7 protein-coding genes and 4 tRNA genes are annotated in these 7,671 nt (G+C 35.4%); 3 read left to right on the top strand and 8 right to left on the bottom strand.

Features of this window, described 5'->3' with window-relative positions:
- Positions 1-135: 135 nt before the first annotated feature.
- The 7 genes from KO527_RS05005 to murB all read right to left on the bottom strand — a co-directional run bounded on the left by KO527_RS05005 (position 136) and on the right by murB (position 3,493).
- Positions 136-211 (bottom strand) — tRNA-Thr (locus tag KO527_RS05005).
- A gap of 12 nt (positions 212-223) precedes the next feature.
- Positions 224-298 (bottom strand) — tRNA-Gly (locus KO527_RS05000).
- Positions 299-343: 45 nt separating this feature from the next.
- Positions 344-428, bottom strand: a tRNA-Tyr gene (locus KO527_RS04995).
- A gap of 62 nt (positions 429-490) precedes the next feature.
- Positions 491-566: transfer RNA gene (locus KO527_RS04990), tRNA-Thr, on the bottom strand.
- Positions 567-709: 143 nt separating this feature from the next.
- Positions 710-1,426, bottom strand: coding sequence for a type III pantothenate kinase (locus KO527_RS04985; RefSeq protein WP_216039260.1), 717 nt, complete (start codon positions 1,424-1,426; stop codon positions 710-712).
- A 4-nt stretch (positions 1,427-1,430) separates the two neighbouring features.
- Positions 1,431-2,444: a bifunctional biotin--[acetyl-CoA-carboxylase] ligase/biotin operon repressor BirA gene (gene birA, locus KO527_RS04980; RefSeq protein ID WP_216039259.1), complete on the bottom strand. Its 1,014-nt coding sequence runs from the start codon at positions 2,442-2,444 to the stop codon at positions 1,431-1,433.
- Positions 2,441-3,493: a UDP-N-acetylmuramate dehydrogenase gene (gene murB / locus KO527_RS04975; RefSeq protein WP_252733450.1), complete on the bottom strand. Its 1,053-nt coding sequence runs from the start codon at positions 3,491-3,493 to the stop codon at positions 2,441-2,443. The genes birA and murB overlap by 4 nt, the downstream gene beginning before the upstream one ends.
- Positions 3,494-3,607: 114 nt before the next feature.
- On the opposite strand from murB, the gene KO527_RS04970 reads away from it, so the two are divergent.
- The gene (locus tag KO527_RS04970; RefSeq protein ID WP_216039258.1) at positions 3,608-5,455 is read left to right on the top strand and encodes a M1 family metallopeptidase; all 1,848 of its coding nucleotides are present in this window, start codon (positions 3,608-3,610) and stop codon (positions 5,453-5,455) included.
- A 28-nt stretch (positions 5,456-5,483) separates the two neighbouring features.
- On the opposite strand, the gene KO527_RS04965 is transcribed toward KO527_RS04970, so the two are convergent.
- Positions 5,484-6,020, bottom strand: a complete 537-nt coding sequence (locus KO527_RS04965; protein ID WP_216039257.1) for a DUF2057 family protein — start codon at positions 6,018-6,020, stop codon at positions 5,484-5,486.
- Positions 6,021-6,096: 76 nt separating this feature from the next.
- On the opposite strand from KO527_RS04965, the gene KO527_RS04960 reads away from it, so the two are divergent.
- Together KO527_RS04960 and KO527_RS04955 are read left to right on the top strand one after the other, a co-directional pair.
- Complete coding sequence (locus KO527_RS04960; protein WP_216039256.1) at positions 6,097-6,468, top strand: histidine triad nucleotide-binding protein; 372 nt, start codon at positions 6,097-6,099, stop codon at positions 6,466-6,468.
- 157 nt (positions 6,469-6,625) lie between these two features.
- Positions 6,626-7,282: a response regulator transcription factor gene (locus KO527_RS04955; RefSeq protein WP_216039255.1), complete on the top strand. Its 657-nt coding sequence runs from the start codon at positions 6,626-6,628 to the stop codon at positions 7,280-7,282.
- Positions 7,283-7,671 lie beyond the last annotated feature (389 nt).

The raw sequence follows: 7,671 nt of genomic DNA, 5'->3' as shown, positions 1-7,671 counted from the left end.
TCAAACTTTTCTTTTGCCATGACGGAACCTATCTGTATTATCGAAATGATTTATTAAAAGCTAATTATAAACAAGCTTGATTAATTTTTGAAATATAAAGACAAATTAAAGGAAGTTTTTTAGAGGTTTGGAGACTGGTGCTGATAGGCAGATTTGAACTGCCGACCTCACCCTTACCAAGGGTGCGCTCTACCAACTGAGCTATATCAGCAACACCAGAACTTGGAGCGGGCAGCGGGAATCGAACCCGCATCATCAGCTTGGAAGGCTGAGGTAATAGCCATTATACGATGCCCGCGATACAAACCTGTATGAAGCGACCTAATAACCGTCGTGATAAAAGTGGTGGAGGGAGGTGGATTCGAACCACCGAAGGCTGAGCCGTCAGATTTACAATCTGATCCCTTTGGCCACTCGGGAACCCCTCCACAAAACTGTTCATTAACTATCTCCTAGCCTAGAAGAAAGCAACACTTAAAGTGTTTTGAAATGGTGCCGACTAACCGAGTCGAACGGTTGACCTACTGATTACAAGTCAGTTGCTCTACCAGCTGAGCTAAGTCGGCACACCGTACTTTAGATAAGCAGTGTTCTGCTTGAGTACGGGGCAGGATTCTAGAGCAAGGTTCAGAATGATGCAACCCTTTAATTAAAATAATTTTAATTTTTTGATTGTTTGTTGAATCTTTAGGCAAAAATGAGCAAAAATCTAAGAATTAACTTCATTTTGATACCAAACAAGCAAACCTTTAAAAATAAGGTCTTCGCTATAAATAGCTTGTTGATTTAACTCTAGCGGCATTTGATCTTTTAATAACATGCCATAACCACCTGCAAAAACTAATAGCGGCTCATTATCTAAAAGAGAGATAGCATATTGAATTGCGCCTAATGTTGAAATCAAACAGCCATTCTTTAACGCTGCTGGTGTATTGACACCAAATTCTGCTTTAAAAGGTGTTTTTTCATCTACAAATACTTTTTCAGCTCTAGATGCAATAGAGTCCACCAATAAATCTAAACCAGGTAAAATCCATCCGCCTAAATGCTGCTTTTTGTGATTCACAATATCTACTGTTGTTGCGGTACCTGAATCAATAATAATAACGTCTCTATTTTCAGATGTAAGCTCATTTGCACACGCCAATACAACTAACCAACGGTCTATGCCTAATGTTTGATAATTTGCATAGCCACAACTCACACCTGCACACTCTTTAGAGACCACAGCTTTATAGATAGGAACACTTTTTCTTTGTGCAACCTCAATTAGAACTGCAAGCTGTTTAGTAGTTGCAACATGGGAGTAAATAACATTGCTTATCACTGACCAATCCAAATTTTCAAATAGACAAAGCAAAATTTTAGAACCATCAAATAGCGCAGTTTTAAGGGCTGTATTACCAACATCAACTAATAATATCATGACATTAATTTACCTTTCTTAAAGATATTTCACCGCCAAAGTAACTTTTTACTTCGCCATCTTGCCTTATTTTAATGCCACCTTGTGCATCTATTCCCTCACAAATGCCTTGCCAATTACGTTTACCTGTTGCCAATGTGACTAACTGCTCTTGAAAAGCATGTAATTGATTCCACTCTTGGTGCATGTTTAATAATCCAGTTTGACGATATTCCTCTAATCTTACTTCTAAACAATGTGTTAATTGAGCTACCAATTTGTTTTTGTCTATCACATCTGTATTAGGGTTTAATAAAGACAGATCGGTCCAAGGTTGATCGATTTGATCGCTATAGGTTTGCGGCATTTTAATATTCAAGCCTATGCCTATCACTAATTTACATGGTCCTTGAGGTTGACCATCAAGTTCAACTAATACGCCTGCAAGTTTTTTATTATCAAACAAAATATCATTCGGCCATTTTAATTGTACTTCAATGCCATATAGCGCTTTTAAAGTATCATAAACAGCTAACCCAACTACGATACTTAATCCCATAGCAGCTTGTAGACCGTCATCCAATAGCCAATAATAGCTATAATATAGATTGGCACCAAAAGGTGATTGCCAAGTTCGCCCTCTTCGCCCCCGACCTGCTGTTTGCATCTGAGCGACAATGACAGTCCCTGAGGCTAAGGTTTCACCTGATTGTATGCGTCTCATTAATTCACTATTAGTAGAATCAATAACAGGATGAACCTCTAATTTACTTTCTTTAAATGCGGCTAACCGATATTGAGTTGATATTTTTTGATGATTAAGTAGATTAAGTTCATTACTCAAACGGTAACCTTTACCTGATACTTTAAATATATCTAAACCCATTTGTTGTAGTGATTGAATATGTTTTGCCACTGCTGCACGACTTATATTTAGCTCATCTCCTAAATGTTGACCCGAGACAAACTTGCCAGTAGTTGCTTGTGCTTGCTCTAAGTAATTTAAAATAACTAATTTATTACCTTGTGGCGCCTTCATGACTGTCCTTCAATAGATATGTTATCTAAGCCTACCTTACACTCACCGTTTGTATTAATGATCCTAACTTCATGTTCTAATTCAACAGAAAATTTTTCTCTTATGGTTTTTTGAATTGTTAAGATCATTTTAGTGATATCATCACCCGTGCTATTCCCATGATTCAGTAGTACTAATGCTTGAAGAGGGTTTACTTCTATTCCTTCAACTCTAAAACCCTTTAATTGAGCTTTATCTATTAACCAACCTGCCGCTAATTTAAATTCATTCACATTGTCAGCATTCAAACCTACGGGATAATTTGGGATATCTGGATACGCTTTTTTTAAGTCAATTAATTGTGTTTCTTTAATGATTGGGTTTTTAAAAAAACTGCCAGCATTGGGGATTTTGTTAGGATCGGGTAGTTTTTCTTGTCTTATGGAAACAACTTGTTCAAAAATTGATTTTGCATCTTCAGCGTTATTACCGGTAAGTGATACCTGCTTTAATGGCCCATAACTTAACTCTGGTAGCCATAATTTGTTAAACTTAAAGCCAACCTCTGTAATAATAAATTTTTTATTTAATTCGTCTTTAAATATAGACTCTCGGTAAGCAAACTCACACTCTTCATTGGTTAAAGTATAAAAACGCTTTTGGTTTATATCATAGCCAGTTACATATTCAATAAATTGCCTGACTTCTACGCCGTAGGCACCTATATTTTGTACTGGCGCTGCACCCACTGAACCAGGGATTAAAGCGAGATTCTCTAAGCCTAATATATTATCAGCCAATGTAGAGCATACTAACTCATGCCAGTTTTCACCTGCAGATACGTTTAAATATATAAATTCATTATCTACTTTTTTCTCTATGCCTTTATTTTTCATAGAGATAACCAAACCAGAATAATCATTTAAAAAAACAGTATTACTTCCTTCACCTAAAATCATAAAAGGAACATTAAAATCAATTTGAGTTAATTGTTCTGCTTTTTCTATCTCAATTATATCTCGTGCCATAACAGGCAAAGCAAAAGTGTGGCGTGATTGAAGCGATAGCAATAGAAAGTCTCTTTTTTATGCTAATTATAATAGCAATATCTTACCGTAAACTATAAAGCATGGTATATAAGAGATTAAATACATAACATAAACATTTTCGTTCAAGGGTTATACATGAAACTTAATAGCATTGCTTATGCTATGGCACTCTCTAGTGCTTTATCACTAAGCTCAACAGCCATCGCAGCTCAAGATCAACATAGTTACGCTAATGTAGAACAAGTTGTCACAACTCATGTTCATTTAGATCTTGATATAAACTTTGATAAAAAGGAGCTTGAAGGCTTTGTTGAACATACACTTAGTTGGCAGGATAAAAATAGCAAACAACTAATTTTAGATACTCGAGATCTTGAAATAGATAAAATCATGTACAAAGCTCAAAATGGTGCATGGCATAAAGCCAATTATAAATTAGCTCAAAGAGATGATGTTAAAGGCTCAAAGCTAACTATAAACTTAAATAGCCAAGCAGAAATCATTAGGATTTATTATAACAGTTTACCTATTGCATCAGGCCTGCAATGGTTAACACCTGTTCAAACAGCAAGTAAAACGCAACCTTTTATGTATAGCCAGTCTCAAGCTATTCATGCGCGTAGCTGGATCCCGATCCAAGATACTCCGGCAATGAGAGTCACTTACTCAGCCCGTATCCAAACACCTGAAGATATTCGTGCCGTTATGAGTGCAGACAATTCAGATGTAAAAATTAAAGATGGTGATTACCGCTTTACTATGCCACAAGCTATCTCTCCTTACTTAATTGCAATTGGTGCTGGTAACTTAGAATATAAAGAAATGTCACATCAAACTGCCATTTATGCTGAGCCCGGTATCTTAGATGCGTCTATTGCTGAATTTAATGACACCCAGGCTATGATAGACAAAACCAACCTTATGTATGGAGAATATGCTTGGGGACGTTACGATTTATTAATGCTGCCACCTAGCTTTCCTTTTGGTGGCATGGAAAACCCTCGATTATCTTTCATTACACCAACGGTTGTCGCTGGTGATAAAAGTTTAGTATCTTTAATTGCACACGAACTTGCACATTCATGGTCTGGTAACTTAGTTACCAATGCAACATGGGAAGATTTATGGCTAAATGAAGGTTTTACTTCTTATGTTGAAAATCGCATTATGGAAGAAGTTTTCGGGAAAGATCGTGCAGTAATGGAGCAATCATTAGAAGTAGCGCGCTTAAAAGGGCAATTAGAAACGATTGATGCGCCAGATACAATTTTAAATTTAAAGCTAAATGGCCGTGATCCTGATGATGCATTTTCAAGTGTACCTTACATTAAAGGCCAGCTATTTTTACTTTACCTAGAAGAAAAGTTTGGTCGTGAAAGATTTGATATTTTTGTTAAAAAATACTTTGACGATTATTCATTTAAGTCTCTTAATACTGCTGAGTTTGTTACTTACTTAAATAAAAACTTAATTAATAAGTTCCCTGGTATCGTATCTTCAGACAAAGTTCATGAATGGATTTATCAGCCTGGCTTACCAGCAGATGCGCCAAATCCAACTTCTGATGTATTTAAAGTAGTAGATGCAAACCTAAAATCTTGGTTAAAAGGCTCAACTACACTAGACACATTAGCAACTGATAAATGGACAGTTCATGAATGGCTTCATTTTATCAATAATTTACCTCGTGATATTTCAATTGATAACATGAAAAAAATTGACGCCGCATTTAACTTAACGCAAACAACAAATGCAGAAATCGCTTTTGCATGGTTTATGTTAGCTGTTGGCAATGGATACCAAGAAGTATACCCAGCTTTAGATAAGCACTTAACGGGGATAGGTCGTAGAAAGCTAATTGTGCCACTATATAAAACATTAGTGAAACATAATAAAAAAGACTGGGCTAACAAAGTGTACCTAAATGCACGTCCTGGCTATCACCCATTAGCACAAGGAACGATAGACGCCTTATTTAAATAAGATATTTATCGAACGTTAAAACGAGGGTCTAATGACCCTTGTTTTTTAGTGTATTCAAAAAACTTTCCTTTTCCTGTTCATTTGCTTGTTGCCACCAGAAATTAAGCATTTCTAATGCTTTAGGTGATGGCTTTACTTTCGCCAGCTTAACTACTGCTACCTTCTGGGCAGGCTCTGAGCTTTTAGCTACTGAAACTAATTCTCCTGTTGAAATTGCTTTTAATGTCACGCTTGGTGATTTGGCAAATACTTGCGCTTCTACTTCATCTTCTGGTTTATTAAAAATCACCTGGTAATTAACATTCTCAGATATCTGAATCTCTATCCAAAAAGGCTTTGATTCAACAACTTCATGGTCATCATAGTCAAGTTCAAATAAATCAGAATATTTGATTTTTAATTTATGTGTCCCTTTCTTTAGTGTTATTTCATCAACTTTAGAAAATAATGAATGTTCTATTTTTTCTGCACCTACCTGCAACGGAATTAACTCAGCAGGAAATTTTATCTGCGCAGCATAAGTTAAAGATGAAATAAAAGGTAAGCATAAAAGAAAGTATCGCATAATTAGTTTAATCCATTAATAGACAAGTAAATGTAAAGTGACATAATTAAGCCACAAAATTATAAGGAATAAAACCATGGCACAAGACACTTTGTTCACTAAAATTATAAACAGAGAAATCCCTGCTGATATTGTTTATGAAGATGAGTTAACTTTAGCTTTTAAAGACATCAATCCTCAAGCGCCATATCATGTATTAATTATCCCAAAAAAAGCAATAGAAACGATCAATGATATTAAAACTGAGGATGCTAGTTTAATTGGCCAACTATATCTAGTCGCTGCTAAATTAGCTAAGCAGGAAGGTTTTTCAGACTCTGGATATCGCGTCGTAATGAATTGTAATGAAGATGGTGGTCAAACGGTATATCACATCCACCTTCATATGCTTGCAGGTAAAGAAATGGGCTGGCCGCCATATACAAATAATAAAAAAGTATTAATTTAAAAATAAATTAAAATAAAAGCACAAAAAGAAACCCTAAAGCATTAGTTAAAACAAAGAAACTAATACTAAGGATGTTATTTCTATGTTAAAGTTAGCTCTAATTTGAAATTTAGATACCTATTTTAAGACAACGAACAAATAGGTAAGGGTAATTAACATGAAAAGTACTGCTTTTATTCTACAAGAACCTAATCCAATTAATAATATAAGCTTAGATGTACTAGCGCCTTTATTAAAAACCCAAGGATTGGAAGTTAAAAGTAGTACAGATACATCAGATATCCCTACTAATACTCGACTGTTGTTTATTGAATCAGGTGAAGAAAATGCATGGGAGAAATTGCAAGCGAAAGTAGCTGCACTTACTTTTGAATGTGATATCGTATTATTTAATATTGGCCAAAATACTGAGCTTGCAAATCGCGCACTATTAAGTGGTATCCGAGGTGTATTTTATGCCAATGATAATGCTGATGTATTAATGAAAGGTATCCGATTATTACTTGAAAACCAACTTTGGTACCGAAGAGATATTATGTGTAATGCCTTAACTCGGTTATTACACTTTAATAAGGAAACAATCGCTAAGTTTACAGATGCGCCTGTAGAACCAGTGAACTTAACAAAGCGTGAACGTGCAATCATAACCTTGATGAGTACAGGCAGTAAAAATAAAGAGATCGCCGACAAGTTAGATATCAGCCCTCATACAGTAAAAACACATTTATATAGTGCTTTTAGAAAAACAAAATGCCGCAATAGAATCGAATTATTATCATGGGCACAACACAACATTCCTAATGAATTAAGATAGTAATAAAATAAAAACCAGCTGGAGCTGGTTTTTTTATATCTACAACTTTATATAAAACCTTTGCCATACCAATTCTATTAAGCTAATAAAATTCATCATATAGTTAAATTGATCCACTTCTGTATTGACTCCTTCTTGTGATTATAATTATAAGAGTAGAGCCTGATGTTCTGGTACTTCATAAAGGCCCAACTCATTGAGTTGGGCTTTTTACTGAAATTATGAGAGTGAGCCTAGCGATGCCAGCTGGGTATAATTTCTAAATCCCAAAAAGCAAAAAAGCCGATACATTTCTGTATCGGCTTTCTTTAATTAGGAGCCTGGCGATGTCCTACTTTCACATGGGAAACCCCACACTATCATCGGCGCTGTTTCGTTTCACTTCTGAG

The sequence above is a fragment of the Pseudoalteromonas sp. C2R02 genome (assembly GCF_018860845.1).
Lineage (GTDB): Bacteria > Pseudomonadota > Gammaproteobacteria > Enterobacterales > Alteromonadaceae > Pseudoalteromonas.
The sequence above is the reverse complement of the archived record's forward strand: the minus strand, read 5'-3'. Positions and strand labels throughout refer to the sequence as shown.